We start from the raw sequence: 17,372 nt of genomic DNA on the forward strand, positions 1-17,372 counted from the left end.
CGCCAAGAGGGGGCTCCCGTGGTCGCGAGGTGAGATGCGTTCCGGCCTGATTCCCAGGTCGTTCTGGGGGTGCCGTCGCTGAGGGTGCTGAAGGTTCGGGGGTCTTAGCCCACCGGTCCACGGGGTACCAGGGTATCAGCGACGGCGGATGCCCGCTCCCGGCCGTGTTCTCCACCACGCGCGTGGTGGATGGTGCGGCACGGGCCGCCTGGAATGTGCGACATTCATTCAAGACTCACTTCTGCCTCACCTGTGCAGCGCAGTCTCGTTGCCCGGACAGCAGCACGGATGAGGGGGGTGCGTCGTATCCTGCTCGGACACTCGCCTGCAGAGCGGGGATCAAGGCAGCTGTAGAGGCAGATGTAAGGCGCGCCCTGCGGGGCGGACGTGGCCGTTCGACTGGAGATGCACGTGGCCGGGCGCATCGAGGATTACGCACTCATCGGAGACATGCAGACCGCCGCCCTGGTCTGCAGGGACGGCACGGCCGACTGGCTGTGCCTGCCCCGCTTCGACTCGCACGCCGTCTTCGCCGGGCTGCTCGGCACCGAGGAACACGGATTCTGGAGACTGGGGCCCGCGCACGAGGAGGGTGCCGAGCCGCCCGCCGCGGGTCGCCGCCGCTACCGGGGCGACTCGCTGATCCTGGAATCGGAGTGGGACACCGACCGCGGCACGGTGCGGGTGACGGACTTCATGCCGCCCCGTGACGGCGCGCCGCAGCTGATCCGGATCGTGGAGGGGCTCAGCGGCCGGGTGCCGATGCGTTCCACGCTGCGGATGCGGTTCAGCTACGGGCGCATCGTTCCGTGGGTGCACAAGGTCGACGGCCGTACGGTCGCGGTGGCCGGACCGGACTCCGTGTGGCTGGACAGCCCCACGGAGACGTACGGCGAGGACCTGACCACATACTCCGACTTCACGGTCGCGCAGGGCGACCGGATCGCCTTCACCATCAGCTGGCAGCCCTCGCACCACCAGCCGCCGGCGCTGCCCGACCCGGAGGGGGCCCTGGAGGCGACGGCGGAGTTCTGGCAGGAGTGGGTGGCCCACTGCACCTACCACGGGCCGTACCGGGAGGCCGTGGTCCGCTCGCTGATCACTCTCAAGGCGCTCACCTACGCCCCCACCGGCGGCATCGTCGCCGCCCCCACCGCCTCCCTGCCCGCGGAGCTCGGCGGCGTACGGCACTGGGACTACCGCTCCACCTGGCTGCGCGACGCCGCCATCACCCTCTCCTCCCTGCTGCGCACCGGCTACCGCGAGGAAGCCCGCGCCTGGCGCGAATGGCTCCTGCGGGCCGTCGCCGGAGACCCGGAGAACCTGCAGATCATGTATGGGATCGCAGGCGAAAGGGAACTGGGCGAGGCCGAGTTGGACTGGCTGCCCGGCTACGAGGGCTCGGTTCCGGTCCGGGTGGGCAACGGAGCGGCGCACCAGCTCCAGCTCGACGTGTACGGCGAGGTCACCGAGGCGCTGCATCTGGCGCATATGACGGGCCTGTCGCGCAGCGACTACGCCTCGCTGCTGCAGCTGAAGCTGATCCGCTACCTGGAGGAGCACTGGGACCAGCCCGACGAGGGCATCTGGGAGGTCCGCGGCCCCAGGCGGCACTTCGTCCACTCCAAGGTCATGGCCTGGGTCGCCGTCGACCGGACGATCAAGCTGATCGAGTCCGGGGACGCGGACGGGCCGCTGGAGCGGTGGCGGGAGCTGCGCGACGACATCCACCGCGATGTGTGCGAGAAGGGCTACGACAAGGAGCGCAACACCTTCACCCAGTCCTACGGGTCGAAGGAGCTGGACGCCTCCCTGCTGCTCATTCCGCAGATGGGCTTTCTGCCGCCGGACGACAAGCGGGTCATCGGCACCATCGAGGCCATCCAGCGGGAGCTGTCCACTCAGGACGGCTTCGTGCTGCGCTATCCGACGGCCGGTGAGGACGCGGGTGTGGACGGCCTGGAAGGGGACGAGGGGGCGTTCCTGGCGTGCTCCTTCTGGCTGGCGGACGACCTGGCGATGATCGGTCGGGTGGACGAGGCACGGCGGCTGTTCGAGAAGCTGCTGGCGCTCCGGAACGACCTGGGGCTGCTGGCGGAGGAGTGGGATCCGCGGCTGCAGCGGCAGGTGGGGAACTTCCCGCAGGCGTTCAGCCATGTGCCGCTGATCGACACGGCTCTGCGGCTGACGGCCTCGGGGGCGTACGGAGGGTGATACCCGCAGGCCAGGGCGGCATCACCGTACAGCGGGCGCTGGAGCTGCCAGGGCTGCGGGCCGGGCTGCCGGAGGTGGTGGCGGGCGCGGAGCGGCTGAAGCGCACGGTGCGCTGGGTGCACGCGGGCGAGGCGCCGAACATCGCCTCGCTGCTCAAGGGCGGTGAGCTGCTGCTGACCACGGGCCTCGGACTCGGTGCGCGCCCGGCCGAGCAGCGGGCCTTCGTCCGGCAGCTGGCGGAGCGCGGGATCGCGGCGCTGGTGGTGGAGCTCGGACCGCGGTTCTCCCGGCTGCCGGCCACGATCGTGGAGGCGGCGCGGGCCGCCGGGCTGCCGCTGGTGCAGCTGCACCGGGAGGTCCCCTTCGTCACGGTGACGGAGGAGATCCATACGGAGATCGTCAACGGCCACTACGCCCTGCTGCGGCAGGCCGAGGATGTGCACCGGCGGTGCACGGGGGTCCTGCTGGAGGGCGGCGGGGCGCCTCAGGTGCTGCGCATCCTGGCGGACTTCACGGCCAACCCGGTCTTTCTCGAGACACCGGACGGGCAGCTGCTCTACGCGGCGTCAGCGGGGGCCGGCGAGGCCGCCGCGGACCCGCTCCAGGTGTGGGAGGGGCTGCGGGGCGGGCGGGAAGCCCGGCAGTCCCCGCCGGCCGGGACCCTGCTGGTGGACGTGCCCGGCGGCGGTCAGGGGGCCGGTTCGGTACGGGCCCGGCTCGTCCTGCTCTCCGTGGAAGCCCCGCTGCTGCCGGTGCACCGGATGGCGGCGGAGCGGGCCGCGGGGCTGCTGGCGGTGGTGCTGATGCAGGCCCGCCAGGAGGAGGAGCTGGCCGCCCGCGGCCGCGGAGACTTCCTCACGGACCTCGCGGAGGGCCGCATCGCCGCCGAGGACGCCCCGGCGCAGGCCCGGGTGCTGGGTTTCAAGCCCGGCGACGGCCCGCTGCTGCCCGTGGTGATGCGGCTCGCCGCCGATCCCGCCCCCTCTCTTGCCCCTTCCGGCAACTGGGCGGCGCTGGCCCGGGCCGTGCTGGAGGAGCTCTCGTCGGTCGGGGTGCCCGTGCTGCTCGGGGTGCGGCCGGTCGAGGGCCGGGTGCCGCTGCTGCTCGGGCTGCGCTCCGAGTCGGAGCGGACGGCGGTCGCGGACCGTGTTGCCACCGCGCTGCGGGCCGGGGTGGCCCGCGCGGGTCTGGAACGGGCCGGGATACGGCCGCCGGTGGTCGTGGTGGGCATGGCGGGCGGCTGGGCGGCGGCGTCGGCGGGGCTGCGGCACGCGGCGGAGACGGCGACGGCGGCGCAGGGGCTGCCGGAGCGGGCGTGGCACGACGCACGGCGGCTGGACATCGACCTGCTGCTGTGGCGGCTGCGGGGCCATCCGGACCTGGCGGCCTTCGTGGACCGCGCGATCGGCCCCCTGCTTGCCCACGACGCGACCTCGCGGCCGCCGCTGCTGCCCACGCTGGAGACGTATCTGGCGCACGCCGGCCGCAAGGCGGAGACGGCGCGCGAGCTCCATCTCAACCGGCAGACGCTCTACAACCGGCTGGCCCGCATCTCCGAACTCCTCGGCACGGACCTGGACGACCCCCAAACGGTGCTGGCGCTCAGTCTGTCCCTGCGCGCCCGACGCCACACGCCCTGACGGGCGGTCCCCCCCTCCCAGGGGCGGGGGTTTCTCCTGCGGGGCTGCCGCCCCGCACCCCGCACCCCGGCGGCTCCGCGCCGGACCGCCACCTCTGTCCCGCCCGCACGGCCGCCCCGCGCCCGAGACCGGACGCTCTGCCCCCGGCCCCCGTACACGGCACAGCCGACACGCCGCGAAGCCGGCACACCGCAGGGCACCGGGGCGGCCCCGCCATGCCGCGCCGTGGACGAGGGTCGGGGACTCGCCCCCGCTGCCCCCGGCCCCGGGCCGCGAGGCCGGCGCACCGCAGGGCCGGGCGGCAGCGCCGGTTACCCTATGGGCGGGGGCCCGGAGCCCTATCCCCGGTTCCGGGGAGGGGCGGGGCGGGGGAAGCCCTGCGTCAGCTCGTCGTACACGCTCAGCACCTGCGCCACCGTCTCGTCCTCCGTCGGCCACGTCCCCGCCTGCCGCCTCCCCGCCTCTCCCAGGTCCATCCGACGCCCCTCGTCTCCCAGCAGCCTCGCCACCGCCCCGGACAGCGCCGTCGCATCCCCGTACGGGACCAGTTCCGCCGCGTCGCCCACGAGTTCCGGCACGCCGCCGACGGCCGTCGCGACCAGCGGGACGCCCAGCCGCAGCGCCTCCTGCGCCAGCAGGGAGCGGGCTTCCCAGCGGCTGGGGAGGACGGCGACGTCCGCCGCGGCGAGCAGCTCCCCGACGTCCTCCCGGCGGCCCGTCAGCCGTACGGGCAGCCCTTCCTCGTCCACGCGCCGCTGCAGCGCCGCCCGTTCCCGGCCCTCCCCGGCGATCACCAGCAGCGGCACCGGCTCCAGCTCGCGCCACAGCCGCGCCGCGTCCAGGAGCGTCCGGTAGCCCTGGTGCGGCTCCAGCGAGCCGACCGCGATCAGCAGGGGGCGGTCCACCGCGCCCAGTTCGGCCCTGAGCTTCCCGGTCAGGTCGGCGCCCGGTCCGCCGCCGTCCTTCGGCGCGCCCGCCACGAGCGTGGCGGGCACCGCGATGGGCGCGAGCCTGGCGTCCCGCGCACCCCGTCTGCGGGCCCGGTCGACCAGTTCGGAGCAGGTGCCCAGGACCACCGCGGATGCCCGCACGGCTCTGCGCTCCAGCAGGCGCAGCAACTGCTTGCGCGGTCCGTCGAGCTGCACCTGCGCATGCCAGGTGACGACGAGCGGCACGCGCTGCCCGGTCAGGGCCAGCGCGCACCGCATGGCCGCGTGCAGCCCATGCGCGTGGACCACATCCGCCTCGGCGCACACCGCCCGCAACGCGGTCACGGCCGCCGGATCGCTGCGCCCCGGCACGGGAGCGAAGCACGCTCCCGCACCCGGGAAGTCATAGACCTTCTCCATTTCGGCGGGCGCGCACACCGTCACCCGCACGCCCCGCGCCACCAGCCCCGCGGCCAGTGACCTGACGTGCGCACTGCTGCCCGCGCTGCCGCCGCCCAGCACCTGGACCGTACGCAGCTGTGTCACGCGCCAAGGATGCCAGTCCGCACGCGCGTTCCGGCACCGCTCGGAGGCCCTTGCCATGCCTCAAGCGGGAACTGGACGTCAGGCTTCACCCACTTGAGTGAGATCGGGCCAAACTCTTGGCACTACACCTCAAGACGTGCTGTGGCCAGCAGCTCCTCCGCATGCGCACGGGCGGTCTCGGAGTCCTCCTGTCCCGCCAGCATGCGGGACAGCTCCCGTACCCGGTCCTCGCCCTCCAGCACGGTCACCCCGCTGCGGGTCACCGATCCGTCGTTCGTCTTCTCCACCAGCAGCTGCCGGTCGGCGAAGGCCGCCACCTGCGGCAGATGCGTCACCACGACCACCTGCGCCGATTTCGCGAGCTTGGCCAGCCGTCGGCCGATCTCCACCGCCGCCTTGCCGCCGACGCCCGCGTCCACCTCGTCGAAGAGATAGGTCGGCACCGGGTCGGTCCCGGCGAAGACGACTTCCACGGCCAGCATCACCCTCGACAGCTCGCCGCCCGACGCGCCCTTGGCGATCGGCCGCGGCGGCGCGCCGGGATGCGGGGCGAGCAGCAGCTCGACCTCGTCCGCGCCGGTCGGCCCGTACGCCACCGACCGGCCGCCGACCTCGACGCCCGCCGTCTCGTCGGCCGCCTCGGTCTGCCGGATCGCGAACGACACGCGCGCGTGCGGCATGGCGAGCGAGGAGAGCTCCCCGGTCACGGCCTCGGCGAAGCGGGCCGCGGCCTCGGAGCGGGCGTCGGTCAGCGCCTGCGCCAGCACGGACAACTCGCCGCGCAGCACGTCCCGCTCGTTCGCAAGCTCCCCGATCCGCTCGTCGTCGCCGTCGAGTTCGGTCAGCCGGGCGGCGCTCTGCTCCGCCCAAGCCAGCACGGCGGCGATGTCCTCGCCGTATTTTCGGGTCAGCTGGCCAAGGGCCGCACGCCGCTCCTCGACGGCGGCGAGCCGCAGCGGATCGGCGTCCAGATTGTCCGCGTACCCGGCGAGTTCGCCCGCCACGTCTCCGAGGAGGATCGAGATCTCCCCCATACGGTCGGCGAGCGCCGCCAGCGCGGGGTCGTGGGAGCGCACGGCCTCCAGCGCGCGCCCGGCGCTCGCGACCAGCGTGGCGCCGTCGACGGCCTCGGGGTCCTCCGGGTTCCCGGCGAGCGCGGCGTGGGCGACGGACGCGGCGGAGGCGAGGGCTTCGGCGTGCCCGAGCCGTTCGGCCTCCGCGGCGAGTTCCAGGTCCTCACCCGCCAGCGGCTCGACCGCCGCGATCTCGTCCAGGCCAAATCGCAGCAGATCCGCTTCCTGGGCCCGCTCGCGCGCCCGTGTGGTCAGCTCGTCCAGTTCCGCACAGACGGCTCTCAGCCGACGGTAGGCGGCCGTGTACTTGGCGTACGGCACTCCGACCGCGTCGCCCGCGTACCGGTCGAGCGCCTCCCGTTGCCGTGCGGGCCGCAGCAGCCCCTGCTGGTCGGTCTGACCGTGCACGGCGACCAGTTCGTCGGCCAGGTCGGCCAGCATCCCCACCGGCACGGACCGCCCGCCCACATGGGCGCGGGAGCGCCCCTCGGCGGAGACGGTGCGGCTGATGAGCAGGGCGCCCTCGTCGAGCTCGGCGCCCGCCTCCGCGGCCCGTACGGCGGCGGGCCCGGAGGCGGACACGCCGATCCGCCCCTCCACCACCGCCGACTTCGCACCGATCCGCACCAGGGCCGGGTCCGCGCGGCCGCCGAGCAGCAGGCCCAGGCTGGTGACGACCATGGTCTTGCCCGCGCCCGTCTCGCCGGTCACCGCGGTGAACCCGGGTGACAGCTCGACGACCGCGTCATCGATGACCCCGAGTGACCGTATCCGCATCTCCTCCAACACGGACACGACCATACGAGGTCCGGGGCCCGCTGTGCGACGGACCCCGGCGGGGGATTCACTCTCCCGGGAGGACAACCGGAATATCCGGCTCTAGTGGGGCGCGCCCCGCCACCCCGACACCGGCAGCGCGAACTTCGCAACCAGCCGGTCGGTGAACGACGCGTGGTGCAGTCTCGCCAGCCGGACCGGGACGGCCCCTCTGCGCACCTCCACCCGCGCCCCCGAGGGCAGTTCCGCGGTTCTGCGTCCGTCGCACCACAGCACCCCGTGCGGCGTGTGCGGCTGCACCTCCACGGCGAGCACCGAGGACGGGGACGTCACCAGCGGCTTGGCGAACAGGGCGTGCGCGCCGATCGGCACCATCAGCAGCGCCTCCACTTCGGGCCAGACGACCGGCCCGCCGGCGGAGAAGGCGTAAGCGGTCGAGCCGGTCGGCGTGGCGCAGACGATGCCGTCACAGCCGAACCCGGTCACCGGCCGCCCGTCGATCTCCAGGATGACCTCCAGCATCCGCTCCGGCGACACCTTCTGCACGGCCGCCTCGTTGAGCGCCCAGTCGCGGTGCACCACATCGCCGTTGCTGTGCACGACGACGTCGACGGTCATCCGCTCCTCGACCTCGTACGCGCGCGTGACGACCCGGTCGACGACCTTGTCGAGGTCGTCGCGCTCCGCCTCGGCGAGAAAACCCACCCGCCCCAGGTTGACCCCGAGCATCGGCACCCCGGACGCGCGGGCGAACTCCGCACCGCGCAGCAGCGTCCCGTCGCCGCCCAGCACCACCAGCAGCTCACAGCCGTCGAGCACATCGGGCTTGGCCTCGGAGACCGTCTCCACGGCCTCCGGCAGCGGCAGATCGGCCGCCTCCGCCTCCAGCACGCGGACGCCGATCCCGCTGCGCAGCAGCCCCTGGACGACGAGCTCGGCGCTGCGGACCGCCGCGGGTCTTCCGGTGTGGGCGAGCAGGAAGACGGTGCGCGCGTGTCCTGATGCCGCTGCCGGTGTCGCTGTCGTTGTCGTCTTTGTCAACGAGGTCCCTCCGCCACTGCACGGTCGACGTCAGCCGGGTCGAGCTCCGGGGCTCCGGCTCGGAGCCAGAGAAAATACTCGACGTTTCCGGACGGCCCGGGCAACGGACTTGCGGTGACCCCCCGTACCCCGAGGCCGAGTTCCGCCGCCTGCCGGGCGACGGTCCGCACCGCCTCCGCACGCAGCTCGGGGCTGCGGACGACACCGCCGCTGCCGAGCCGCTCCTTGCCCACCTCGAACTGCGGCTTCACCATCAGCACCAGGTCGGCGTCGGGGGCGGCGCAGCGCACCAGCGCGGGCAGCACCAGACCCAGGGGAATGAAGGACAGATCACCCACAATCAGTTCGGCCGGATCGCCTTCGATGGCGTCGAGCGTCAATTCACGTACGTTGGTACGGTCCTTGACGGTGACGCGTTCATCGCTCTGCAGCGACCACGCGAGCTGCCCGTAGCCGACGTCGACGGCGACGACATGCGCGGCCCCGGCGCGCAGCAGCACATCGGTGAAGCCGCCGGTCGACGCGCCCGCGTCCAGCGCCCGCCGCCCCTCGACCTTCAGGCCGAGCGGGGTGAACGCGGCGAGCGCGCCGGCGAGCTTGTGCCCGCCCCGCGACACATAGTCCGGATCGCTGTCGTCGGCCGCGACCACGATCGCGGCGCTCGTCTCCACCTGTGTGGCGGACTTGGCCGCCGTGGCTCCGCCGACGGTGACCCGCCCCGCGGCGATCAGCTGGCCGGCGTGCTCCCGCGAGCGGGCGAGCTTGCGGCGGACCAGTTCTGCGTCGAGACGGCGGCGGGCGACTCCTGCCACGGCGGTTTCAGCTCCTGTGGTCGTACGAAGATGACGGCGGGCGCGCGTCGAGCGCGGTCAGCGCATCGCGCAGCCCCCTGTGTACATCCTCGTACACCTCGAGATGCCCTTCCGCCGGGAGGTGGTCGGCATCGGCCAGCCGCTCCAGCAGGCCATCGATCACGGCATCCCCGGTGGGCGTCCGCGCCACCCCGAGAGGCGCGGGCGCGGCGGGGCCCGGGGCCGGCACCGGTGCCGGTGCCGGTGCCGGTGCCGGTGCCGGTGCCGGTGCCGGTGCCGGGTTCTCCGTGTCCGGCATCGTGTCGTCGCTCATGCCCAGACGCTACCGCGCCCTGGGGTACGGTCGGTCGCGATGGCCACGACGGAAGAGTGCCGTGACGCGCTCGACAGACTTTCGGACAGCCTCGCCCGGGCGGACGGCGGCGTACGCGCGGCCGCCGCACTCGACCGGTCCCTCAGCTGCCATATCACCGATCTGCGGATCACCTTCACCGGCCGCCTCTCCGCCGGCCGCATCACCGTCACCGACGCCCTCCCCGGCCCCCCGCCCGCCGAAAGGGCCCAGATCCGCCTCACGATGGCCGGCGACGACCTGCTGGCCCTGGTGGCCGGCGACCTGGACTTCGCGAGGGCGTGGGCATCGGGGCGGGTGCGGCTGGAGGCGGGGGTCCGCGATCTGCTACGCCTGCGGTCCCTGCTCTGACCGGCGCGAATCCAGCCGCTCCTGCGTTCGGGCAGCTCCAGCTTCGGAGGCGAAGCCCCCGAGGGCGCGGGGTCCGGGGCGGAGCCCCCGAGATCTCCGCCCCGCCGGCACCACCAACGGGGTCCCCGTCTCCGGATCCTCGATCACCTGGCACCGCAGCCCGAACACCCGCTCCACCCGCTCCGCCGTCACCACCTCCGCGGGCGGTCCCTCCGCCACGATCCGCCCGCCGCGCATCGCCACCAGGTGGGTGGCGTACCGGGCGGCGTGGTTGAGGTCGTGCAGCACGGCCACGAGCGTGCGCCCCTGTGTCTCGTGCAGTTCGGCGCAGAGGTCGAGGACATCGATCTGGTGCTGGATGTCGAGGAAAGTCGTGGGCTCGTCCAGGAGCAGCAGCGGCGTCTGCTGTGCCAGCGCCATCGCGATCCACACACGCTGCCGCTGTCCGCCGGACAGCTCGTCGACATAGCGGTCCGCCAGCTCGCCGACTCCGGTCGCGGCCATCGACTCCTCGACGATCCGCTCGTCGTCGGGCGACCACTGGCGCAGCAGCCCCTGGTGCGGATAGCGGCCGCGTGCGACGAGATCCGCGACGGTGATCCCGTCCGGCGCGATGGACGACTGGGGCAGCAGCCCGAGCGTCCTGGCGACCTTCTTCGCGGACATGGACTGGATCACCTGGCCGTCCAGCAGGATCCGGCCCTCGGACGGCTTCAGCATCCGGGACAGGGCACGGAGCAGCGTGGACTTGCCGCAGCCGTTGGGGCCGACGATGACCGTGAAGGAATGGTCGGGGATCTCCACCGAGAGGTTCTCGGCGATGACCCGCTGGTCGTAGCCGAGGGTGACCGATTCGGCGGTGAGGCGCTGCATGGTCGTCGTACTCCTGGATCTCCTGGTTTCCGGTCCCTGACGGGGGGCGTGCGGCGCCCGCGGGCTCATATGCGTCCCGCCTTGCGTTCGGTGAACAGCAGCCACAGCAGATAGCAGCCGCCGAGAACCCCCGTCACCACGCCCACCGGCAGCTGACGCTCCCCGAAGGCGTTCATGGAGATCCAGTCGGCTGCCAGCAGCAGCGCCGCGCCCATGGCGGAGCCGGCCGCGAGGTTGGGGCCGGGCGAGCGGGTCAGCCGCCGTGCCAGCTGCGGGGCGCTCAGCGCCACGAAGGCGATGGGGCCGGCGGCCGCCGTCGCCACCGCGATGAGCAGCACCCCGGACCCCATCAGCACCACACGGGTGCGCTCGACCGGCACGCCGAGCGCATGGGCTGCGTCGTCGCCCATCTCCAGCATCCTCAGATGCCGCGCATGGGCCAGCACCAGCGGTATGACGACGGCGCACAGCGCGAGCAGCGGCCAGAACTGCGCCCAGTCGCGACCGTCCAGGGAACCGGTGATCCACAGCGTGGCGCGGGTGGCGTCGACGATGCTCGCCTTGGTGAGCAGATAGTGGATCGCGGCGGTGAGCATCGCGGCGCCGCCGATGCCGACGAGGACCAGCCGGTAGCCCTGCACGCCGCGCTTCCACGCCAGCAGATACACCGCGGCGCCGGTCGCCAGACCGCCGACGACCGCGCCGCCGGCGACCGCGAACTGCCCGCCGTGGAAGAGCACGATCACGGTGAGCGCGCCGACCGTGGAACCCTGCCCGAAACCGATGACGTCCGGGCTGCCGAGCGGATTGCGCGTCAGCGTCTGGAAGACGGCCCCGCTGAGCGCGAGGGAACCGCCGACGAGGACGGCCACGAGCGCCCGCGGCAGCCGCAGGTCGTGGACGATGAACTCCTGGGCGGCCGTGCCGTTCCCGAGCAGCGTGGCGACGACGTCGCCCGGGGCCATCGGGAACTCCCCGCTGCCGATGACGAGGACGCCGGCGGCGAGGACCGCCGCGGTCAGCAGGGCGACGACCGCCGAGGCCCGGGAATCGATCCGGAGGGAGAACCCGCCGGGCGTGCGTATAGCCTTCACGGCCTTCACCTTCACGGCCTCCGCCTTCACAGCTTGGCCATCCTTTTGCGGCGTACGAGGGCGATGAAGACGGGGCCTCCGAGCAGCGCGGTGACGATGCCGACCTGAAGCTCTCCGGGGCGTGTGACGACGCGTCCGACGACGTCCGCGCCGAGCAGCAGCACCGGAGAGAGGACGATGGCGTAGGGCAGGATCCAGCGCATGTCGGGGCCGGTGACGCTGCGCACCAGGTGCGGGATCATCAGCCCGACGAACACGATCGGTCCGCAGGCGGCGGTGGCCCCGCCGCACAGCAGCGTGACGGCGAGCATCGACAGCACACGGGTGCGGGCAAGACGCGCGCCCAGGGAGCGGGCGGTGTCCTCACCCAGCTCCATCGCGTTGAGCGGCCGCGCAAGCGCCAGCGCCAGCACGATGCCGACGCCGATGAACGGCGCGACCTTCGCGACGGTGTCCATGTCCGCCGACGCGAGGGAGCCGACGGTCCAGAAGCGGATGCGGTCGAGCGCCGCGGAGTCCAGCAGCTGTACGGCGTTGACATAGCCGTAGAGCGCGGCGGTGGCGGCGGTGCCGGCGAGCGCCAGCCGTACGGGCGTGCCCCCGCGACGGCCACCGAGCACGTAGACGAGGGCGGAGACGACGGCGGCGCCGAGAAACGCGAACCACACATAGCCGTTGAGCGAGGTCACGCCGAGGAAGCTGATGGCGGAGACGACGGCCGCGGACGCGCCCGCGTTGACGCCCAGCAGCCCGGGCTCTGCCAACGGATTGCGGGTCAGCGCCTGCATCACCGCTCCGGCCAGCCCGAGAGCGACTCCCGCGAGCAGCCCGAGCAGCGTCCGCGGTACGCGCACATCGTGCACGATGACGTCATTGTCGGTGCCCGCGTAGTGGAACAGCCCGTGCCACACATCGGAGAGCGGAATCGATTTTGCGCCGACGGCGATGCTTGCGACGCAGATGAGCAGCAGCATGCCGACGGCCGCGAACAGGCCGGCCACGCGCACCGCCCGCCGCCTCCGGGAAACGGCAGAAACGGCCGCTGCGAGTGCCGCGCTCCGCTCGGGGGGACTCTCAACCAACACCCGGTTAGGTTAGCCTCTCCTTTTCCGCACCTGAGCCAGTGCCCCTGCGACTCCGTCCGCGGCTGACGGCAGACGGCAGACGGCCGGGGACCGACGACCGGCGGCTACAGCCCCAGCCGCGCCAGCGCCTTCCCCGCATCCAGCCCGCACACGCCGTCCCCCGCCTGCTGCCACGCCGCCGCGCACAGCGCCCGCAGCCCGTCGAGAACGGTCCCCTCGGACACCGTTCCCCCGCTCCGCTCCTCGAGCCGCACCAGCCCGTCCCCGGCGGAGGCGACCCACCCGCCGCAGGCGAACGCCTCCTCGACGGACTCGACGGACTCGACGGCCGTCACCTCCGGCTGTCCGGTCAGCAGCCCGCGCAGATCGGCGTCCACATAGGTCGGCCGGTGCTCCGGCGGAGCGGCCAGCAGCTGCGCCGCGTCCGTCACACCCGTCAGCACCAGCAGCGAGTCCACACCTCCGTTGAACGCGCCCTCGATGTCCGTGTCCAGCCGGTCGCCCACCACCAGCGGCCGCCGCGCACCCGTCCGCAGGATCGTCTCCCTGTGCATGGGCGGCAGCGGCTTGCCCGCCACCTGCGGCTCCGCCCCCGTGGCGATGCGGACCACCTCCACCGCCGCCCCATTGCCCGGCGCGATCCCCCGCGCGCCGGGAATCGTCAGATCCGTGTTGGAAGCGAACCACGGCACCCCCCGGGCAATGGCGTAGCACGCCTCCGCGAACCGCCCCCACGCCAGCTCGGGGCCGCCGTACCCCTGCACCACGGCCGCCGGGTCGTCGTCCGCCGACTCCACAGGCACCAGCCCCCGCTCACGCAGCGCGACCCGCAGTCCGTCCCCGCCGACGACCAGCACGCCCGCACCCGCCGGAACCTGTTCGGCGATCAGCCGGGCCACCGCCTGCGCCGAGGTGATCACATCGTCCGCCACCGCGGGAACGCCCAGCTCGGTCAGGTGGTCCGCCACGGTCCGGGGAGTGCGCAGCGCATTGTTGGTCACATACGCCAGATGCATCCCCCCGGCGCGTGCCGCCCCCAGCGACTCCACAGCGTGGGCGATGGCCGAGCCGCCCGCGTACACCACCCCGTCCAGGTCGAGCAGGGCGGTGTCGTACGCCTCGCTCAGCGCCGTCGCGCTCCCCTCCGGCCGAACCCTGACGCGGTTCGCCCGGTCCATTCGCTGACTCATTCCCTGCCCATTCCCGTCCGGTGTCCGGTCGATCTACTCCCCCGATCATCGCTCATCGCCCTGCGCACATACGATGCTCAGATGAGAACCGACGGTCCCGCGGCCGACGACGGCCTGCAGCTGGTCCCTTTCCGTGGACTCCGCTATGTCCCTGACCGGGTCGGCAGTCTCGCCGCCGTGACCTCACCGCCGTACGACGTGGTCGTACGGCCCGACGGACTGCACCATCTGGAGTCCGCGGACCCGCACAACATCGTCCGGCTGATCCTGCCGCAGGCCTCCACTCCCGACGCGAGCCACCGGCAGGCCGCCGACGTGCTGTCCCACTGGCTCGACGAGGGCGTCCTGGCGCCGGACCCCGAACCGGCCCTCTATGTGTACGAGCAGTCCAGGGGCGACCTTCTGCAGCGTGGCGTCATCGGCGCCCTCGCCCTGTCCGCCCCGTCGGCAGGCGTCGTCCTCCCCCATGAGGATGTGATGCCGGACATCGTCGAGGACCGTGCCGCCCTGATGCGTTCGACGGCCGCCAATCTCGAACCGCTGCTTCTCACCTACCGCAGCGGCGCCGCCAACGGCACGGGGGCGACCGCCGTCATCGAGCGGACCGTGCAGCAGCCGCCGCTGCTGGCCACCACCACGGAGGACGGGTTCAGCCACCGGCTGTGGTCCGTCACCGACCCGTCCGACCTGGCCCAGATCACCAACGATCTGGCCCACCGCCAGGCCCTGATCGCCGACGGCCACCACCGCTGGGCGACCTATCTGCGGCTCAACGAGGAGCACTCCTCCCCCAGTCCGTGGAACTACGGCCTGGTCCTTCTCATCGACACGGCCCGCTATCCGCTGCAGGTCCGCGCGATCCACCGGTTGCTGAACCGGCTGCCGGTCGCCGACGCCCTCGCCGCGCTGGGCGACGCGTTCCGCGTCCGGCACCTCGACGTCCCGCTGCCGAAGGCCCTGGACGCCCTCGCCGAGGCGGCGGAGGCCGGAAACGCCTTCCTGCTGGCCGGGGACGGCCGGTTCCATCTCATCGACCGCCCGGATCAGGACCTGCTGAACCGTACGATCCGCAACGACCGTCCCACCGCCTGGCGCACCCTTGACGCGACCGTGCTGCACTCCACGCTCCTGGACCACATCTGGCGCATCCCGGACGCCCCCGAGCACATCTCGTACATCCATGCCACCGAAGCGGCCGTGGAGCAGGCAGAACGGCGCGGCGGCACGGCGGTGCTGATGCATCCGGTACGGGAGGACGTCGTGCGCGACCTCGCGCGCGAAGGCGTCACGATGCCGCGCAAGTCCACCTCGTTCGGCCCGAAGCCGGCAACGGGCCTGGTGCTGCGCAGCCTGGAGCTGGACGACTGACCGGCGACGGGCCGACACCGACCTGCTGAAGGCGCGAACACATGAGGAGGCTGCCACACCCGGGTGGGCGTGGCAGCCTCCTGCTGTCCGCTGCTTGCGAGTCCTACGCGTCTACTTCGCGCCGTCGGAGTCCTCAGGGCCCTCGGCGGCCGCAGTGTCGTCGAACGCGTCCACGAACTCCACGCCGTCCAGCTCGGCGAGCCGGTCCGACGCATCGGTCGTGCCGTCCTTGTCGGACTCGATCGCCTTGGCGAACCACTCCCGCGCCTCGTCCTCGCGTCCCGCAGCCAGCAGGGCGTCGGCGTACGCGTACCGCAGCCGCGCCGTCCAGGGCTGTACGGAGTTCGAGGCCAGCTCCGGGCTCTGCAGGGTCACGATGGCGGCGTCCAGCTGCCCCATGTCCCGGCGAGCGCCCGCGGCGACCAGCCGCATCTCCACCTGCCCGGCCTTGTCGAGCTTCTGCACCTCGGGCTCACCGGCCATCGCCAGCGCCCGCTCGGGCCGCCCCAGGCCCCGCTCGCAGTCGGCCATGACGGGCCAGAGCTCGACGTTGCCGGTCATCCGCCGCGCCGCCCGGAACTCGGCCAGCGCCTCGGCGTACTTCTGCACGGCGTACGCGGCGAAGCCGGCCGCCTCACGGACTGCGGCGACACGCGAGGCCAGCCGCAGCGCGATCTTGGAGTAGCCGTACGCCCGCTCAGGGTCCTCGTCGATCAGCCGGGCGACCATGACGAGGTTCTTGGCCACGTCCTCTGCCAGCGTCTTCGGCAAGCTCTGCAGCTCCTGGCGGACGTCCTTGTCGATCTCCTCGCCGGTGACGTCCTCGGGGATCGGCAGCCGCTTGATCGGCTCACGGTCCCGGTCCCGGTCGCGGTCATGACGGCGTTCCCGGCCCCGGTCCTGACGGGGTCCGCGGTAGCCGCCGCGCCCACGATCGTCCCGGCGGTCGTCACGCCGGTCGTCACGGCGGCCGTAGCCGCCGCCGGGGCGCCCGCCACGGCCGCGATCGCGGTCCTCACGGCGGTCGTCACGGCGGTCGTCACGCCGGTCGTCACGGCGGTCGTAGCCACCGCCGCCGCCGAACCTGCCGCCACGGTCGCGATCCCGGTCGCGGTCCCGGTCATCGCGCCGACCGTAGCCGCCACGGTCGCGGTCATCACGTGCGCCTCGGTACCCGCCCCGGTCCCTTTCACGGTCGCGGTCGTCACGCGGCCCGCGGTACGCATCCCGGCCCCGGTCCCGGTCGTCGCGACGGTCCCGGTCGTCCCGGCGGTCGCGATCACGGTCGTCCCGACGGTCCCGGTCATCGCGGCGGAAACCGCCGCCCCCGGGCCGGTCGTCACGGCGGCCGTAGCCACCTCGGTCGCGGTCATCGCGACGGAACCCGCCGGGCCGGTCGGCTCGCCGGTCGTCACGGCGGCCGTAGCCGCCACGGTCGCGGTCGTCACGCGGCCCGCGGTACGCATCCCGGCCCCGGTCCCGGTCGTCCCGGCGGTCGCGGTCGTCCCGGCGGTCGCGATCACGGTCGTCCCGACGGTCCCGGTCGTCCCGGCGGTCGCGATCACGGTCGTCCCGACGGTCCCGGTCATCGCGGCGGAAACCGCCGCCCCCGGGCCGGTCGTCACGGCGGCCGTAGCCACCTCGGTCGCGGTCGTCACGCGGCCCGCGCCCACGGTCTCGGTCGTCACGGCCGTACCGATGCCCTCCGCGGTCGCCACCGTCCCTACGGCGCGGTTCGCGCTCCGAACGATCGTCGGAAGAGTTGGTGGACATCGGCGTGACTCCTGTCTTCGGGTACCACAGTCATTCTCGCGCAGCCAGCGGCGGGACGCGCTTCGGCAAGGAACTCAGAAACAAAAAGGACCCGTGGTCCAGCGTGAACGCTGGACCACGGGTCCTGGAAAGATTGTTCGGCGGCGTCCTACTCTCCCACAGGGTCCCCCCTGCAGTACCATCGGCGCTGAAAGGCTTAGCTTCCGGGTTCGGAATGTAACCGGGCGTTCCCCTAACGCAATGACCACCGAAAC

General features: G+C 72.9%; 14 protein-coding genes and 1 rRNA gene. 4 read left to right on the forward strand and 11 right to left on the reverse strand.

Translation table 11 applies throughout. The annotated features are described in order from the left end of the window. Positions 1-411 precede the first annotated feature (411 nt). Together QCN29_RS29680 and QCN29_RS29685 are read left to right on the forward strand one after the other, a co-directional pair. Positions 412-2,214 (forward strand): glycoside hydrolase family 15 protein, encoded by a 1,803-nt coding sequence (locus tag QCN29_RS29680; RefSeq protein ID WP_279932056.1) that lies wholly within the window; start codon positions 412-414, stop codon positions 2,212-2,214. Then, positions 2,211-3,854: a PucR family transcriptional regulator gene (locus QCN29_RS29685; RefSeq protein WP_279932045.1), complete on the forward strand. Its 1,644-nt coding sequence runs from the start codon at positions 2,211-2,213 to the stop codon at positions 3,852-3,854. The genes QCN29_RS29680 and QCN29_RS29685 overlap by 4 nt, the downstream gene beginning before the upstream one ends. A 338-nt stretch (positions 3,855-4,192) precedes the next feature. Here QCN29_RS29685 and QCN29_RS29690 read toward each other — a convergent pair whose 3' ends face one another. The 5 genes from QCN29_RS29690 to QCN29_RS29710 all read right to left on the reverse strand — a co-directional run bounded on the left by QCN29_RS29690 (position 4,193) and on the right by QCN29_RS29710 (position 9,345). Beyond that, on the reverse strand, positions 4,193-5,329 hold the full coding sequence (locus QCN29_RS29690) for a glycosyltransferase family 4 protein (RefSeq protein WP_279932046.1): 1,137 nt from the start codon (positions 5,327-5,329) through the stop codon (positions 4,193-4,195). Positions 5,330-5,451: 122 nt separating this feature from the next. Next, on the reverse strand, positions 5,452-7,197 hold the full coding sequence (gene recN, locus QCN29_RS29695; protein WP_279932057.1) for a DNA repair protein RecN: 1,746 nt from the start codon (positions 7,195-7,197) through the stop codon (positions 5,452-5,454). Positions 7,198-7,281: 84 nt separating this feature from the next. Further along, entirely contained in the window at positions 7,282-8,220 is a 939-nt protein-coding gene (locus tag QCN29_RS29700) for an NAD kinase (protein ID WP_240139821.1), read from the reverse strand. Next, positions 8,217-9,032 (reverse strand): TlyA family RNA methyltransferase, encoded by an 816-nt coding sequence (locus QCN29_RS29705; protein WP_240139822.1) that lies wholly within the window; start codon positions 9,030-9,032, stop codon positions 8,217-8,219. Before QCN29_RS29705 ends, QCN29_RS29700 begins: the two co-directional genes overlap by 4 nt. Positions 9,033-9,039: 7 nt before the next feature. Next, complete coding sequence (locus QCN29_RS29710; RefSeq protein WP_398860226.1) at positions 9,040-9,345, reverse strand: hypothetical protein; 306 nt, start codon at positions 9,343-9,345, stop codon at positions 9,040-9,042. A gap of 39 nt (positions 9,346-9,384) precedes the next feature. Between QCN29_RS29710 and QCN29_RS29715 the strand changes: the two genes are divergently transcribed. After that, positions 9,385-9,735 carry an SCP2 sterol-binding domain-containing protein gene (locus tag QCN29_RS29715; RefSeq protein WP_240139823.1) on the forward strand — a complete coding sequence of 117 codons (351 nt, stop codon included), beginning with the start codon at positions 9,385-9,387 and terminating at the stop codon, positions 9,733-9,735. On the opposite strand, the gene QCN29_RS29720 is transcribed toward QCN29_RS29715, so the two are convergent. From QCN29_RS29720 to QCN29_RS29735, 4 genes are all read right to left on the reverse strand, one after another. Further along, positions 9,712-10,608 (reverse strand): ABC transporter ATP-binding protein, encoded by an 897-nt coding sequence (locus QCN29_RS29720; protein WP_279932050.1) that lies wholly within the window; start codon positions 10,606-10,608, stop codon positions 9,712-9,714. The two genes, QCN29_RS29715 and QCN29_RS29720, sit on opposite strands and share 24 nt — an antisense overlap. Before the next feature lie 65 nt (positions 10,609-10,673). Then, positions 10,674-11,711, reverse strand: coding sequence for a FecCD family ABC transporter permease (locus QCN29_RS29725; protein WP_279932059.1), 1,038 nt, complete (start codon positions 11,709-11,711; stop codon positions 10,674-10,676). 17 nt (positions 11,712-11,728) lie between these two features. Next, the gene (locus QCN29_RS29730) at positions 11,729-12,787 is read right to left on the reverse strand and encodes a FecCD family ABC transporter permease (RefSeq protein ID WP_279932051.1); all 1,059 of its coding nucleotides are present in this window, start codon (positions 12,785-12,787) and stop codon (positions 11,729-11,731) included. 104 nt (positions 12,788-12,891) lie between these two features. Continuing rightward, a complete protein-coding gene (locus tag QCN29_RS29735; RefSeq protein WP_279932052.1) occupies positions 12,892-13,965 on the reverse strand; it encodes an HAD hydrolase-like protein in 1,074 nt (357 codons plus the stop codon). 93 nt (positions 13,966-14,058) lie between these two features. Between QCN29_RS29735 and QCN29_RS29740 the strand changes: the two genes are divergently transcribed. After that, the gene (locus tag QCN29_RS29740; protein ID WP_279932053.1) at positions 14,059-15,345 is read left to right on the forward strand and encodes a DUF1015 domain-containing protein; all 1,287 of its coding nucleotides are present in this window, start codon (positions 14,059-14,061) and stop codon (positions 15,343-15,345) included. Positions 15,346-15,456: 111 nt separating this feature from the next. Here QCN29_RS29740 and QCN29_RS29745 read toward each other — a convergent pair whose 3' ends face one another. Together QCN29_RS29745 and rrf are read right to left on the reverse strand one after the other, a co-directional pair. Further along, entirely contained in the window at positions 15,457-16,182 is a 726-nt protein-coding gene (locus QCN29_RS29745) for a tetratricopeptide repeat protein (RefSeq protein WP_279932060.1), read from the reverse strand. 1,071 nt (positions 16,183-17,253) lie between these two features. Then, a 5S ribosomal RNA gene (rrf, locus tag QCN29_RS29750) occupies positions 17,254-17,370 on the reverse strand. Positions 17,371-17,372: the final 2 nt, after the last annotated feature.

The sequence above is a fragment of the Streptomyces chengmaiensis genome (assembly GCF_029846775.1).
Lineage (GTDB): Bacteria > Actinomycetota > Actinomycetes > Streptomycetales > Streptomycetaceae > Streptomyces > Streptomyces chengmaiensis.

What these genes read in the sequence shown, in the direction of transcription:
- QCN29_RS29740 (WP_279932053.1), top strand. Translation starts at nt 14,059, where the DNA reads ATGAGAACCGACGGTCCCGCGGCCGACGACGGCCTGCAGCTGGTCCCT.
- QCN29_RS29715 (WP_240139823.1), top strand. Translation starts at nt 9,385, where the DNA reads ATGGCCACGACGGAAGAGTGCCGTGACGCGCTCGACAGACTTTCGGAC.
- QCN29_RS29735 (WP_279932052.1), bottom strand. Translation starts at nt 13,965, where the DNA reads ATGGACCGGGCGAACCGCGTCAGGGTTCGGCCGGAGGGGAGCGCGACG.
- QCN29_RS29720 (WP_279932050.1), bottom strand. Translation starts at nt 10,608, where the DNA reads ATGCAGCGCCTCACCGCCGAATCGGTCACCCTCGGCTACGACCAGCGG.
- QCN29_RS29710 (WP_398860226.1), bottom strand. Translation starts at nt 9,345, where the DNA reads ATGAGCGACGACACGATGCCGGACACGGAGAACCCGGCACCGGCACCG.